This is a genomic window from Paenibacillus plantarum (assembly GCF_013141695.1).
In the GTDB taxonomy this organism is placed as follows: domain Bacteria; phylum Bacillota; class Bacilli; order Paenibacillales; family NBRC-103111; genus Paenibacillus_E; species Paenibacillus_E plantarum.
This window is the reverse complement of sequence record NZ_WHNY01000088.1, coordinates 1-1,398: the sequence shown is the minus strand read 5'-3', so window position 1 is coordinate 1,398 and position 1,398 is coordinate 1. Positions and strand designations below refer to the sequence as shown.

The following is a 1,398-nucleotide window of genomic DNA, read 5'->3' as shown; positions in this document are numbered from 1 at the left end:
GAGTCTATCTGTTTCATACTCGCTTTTTCGCAGTATCTCATTATTTTGTAACTCATGTGAACGGGACCTATTCAGGATTGTCCTAAAGGGTTATCTCGACATTTCCTAATTCGTTTGCTTTCCAAGCTTCATGGTATTGGTTCGGACTCATTCTATGCAGGCTACCGTGGTAACGGCGATTGTTGTAGAACTCGATGTATGTGTGTACTCTCTGGTAGGCCTCTTCATACGTTTCGAAGTATTCTTTCGTGTACACATCTCTTTCAATGATGCTGTGGAAGGACTCAATGTATGCGTTCATGTTGGGTGTTTTAGGAGGTATACGCTCGTGCTCAATAGGACGATTCTTGTCTGCGCACATCTCACCAAAGGCATGGCTAAGAAACTGAGGGCCGTTATCTGAACGTATGACCGGCGCAGCTTCTCCTGGCTTCAGCCGAGCCTCTAACGCGCGTTTTACAGTCGCGCATACGTCCTTCGCATCACAGCTTGATCCTAAGTGATACCCGACAATGTAACGATCAAATACATCAATCATGTCAAAGAGAAAAAAGAAACGATCATAGCCGTGAACATAGCCATACTTGATGTCGATCTGCCAGAGTTGATTTGGTCCTGTAACTGAGCGATTCTTCGCGATACGCCTGGGGTGCTTAAACTTCTTGTCTGGCTTTTTTTGAAGCAAACCTAGCTTCTTGCAGAGCCTATACGACTTCTTGTGGTTGAGGATAAGGTTACGTTGCACATAAAGTGCATGGGCTAGATTACGATAGCCGTAACCGTGCTCCTCGCCCTCCACCAGTTCCATTAGCCATTCTTCAATCTGAGTATCGCTGATCTTTTGTCCGTTTGTCGTCAGAGAGTAATTGGGAACGGGACGCCCTGGAGCAACCTGAACGCTTACTAGAGGTTTTGGTTGCTCAGATAGTTGCTTCCTTCTAGCGTAATACGTAGATTCGTGAACACCGATTACTCGCAACACTGGTGCCGCTGCATAGCCCCGCTTAATTGCTGTAGCGGCTATTTCAAGTTTGTCTTGTAAGCGGGGTTGCTCTTTTTTAGAAGTTCACGTAGCAGCTGTATTTCAAGATCTTTCTCACCAAGTAGCTTTATAGCTGTGTCCATCTTGGTTTCCAGTTCCTGAAGACGCTTTGAATCATCAATGCGCTCACTTACGGAAGGTAGAGATTCCTCTCCAAATCTTTCTTTATAGAACTTCACCCAGTTCGTAATGGTACTAGGAGATACGGAATATTTACGTGCCAAGAAAGATAGCTTCGTTCCGCTAAGAGCTTCTTGGGCAACTTTGATACGTTGCTCATCATATAGGATATTGCTTTTCATACATCTCATTCCCCCTCATCAATATTGTACTTTATTTCATATTGATGACTCCAA

General features: G+C 44.5%; 2 protein-coding genes. Both read right to left on the bottom strand.

Annotation, left to right across the window (positions count from 1 at the left end):
* Positions 1–82: 82 nt before the first annotated feature.
* On the bottom strand, positions 83–982 hold the full coding sequence (locus tag GC096_RS35075; protein WP_312886414.1) for an IS3 family transposase: 900 nt from the start codon (positions 980–982) through the stop codon (positions 83–85).
* A gap of 38 nt (positions 983–1,020) precedes the next feature.
* On the bottom strand, positions 1,021–1,344 hold the full coding sequence (locus tag GC096_RS35070; protein ID WP_171637296.1) for a transposase: 324 nt from the start codon (positions 1,342–1,344) through the stop codon (positions 1,021–1,023).
* Positions 1,345–1,398 lie beyond the last annotated feature (54 nt).

What these genes read in the sequence shown, in the direction of transcription:
- GC096_RS35070 (WP_171637296.1), bottom strand. Translation starts at nt 1,344, where the DNA reads ATGAAAAGCAATATCCTATATGATGAGCAACGTATCAAAGTTGCCCAA.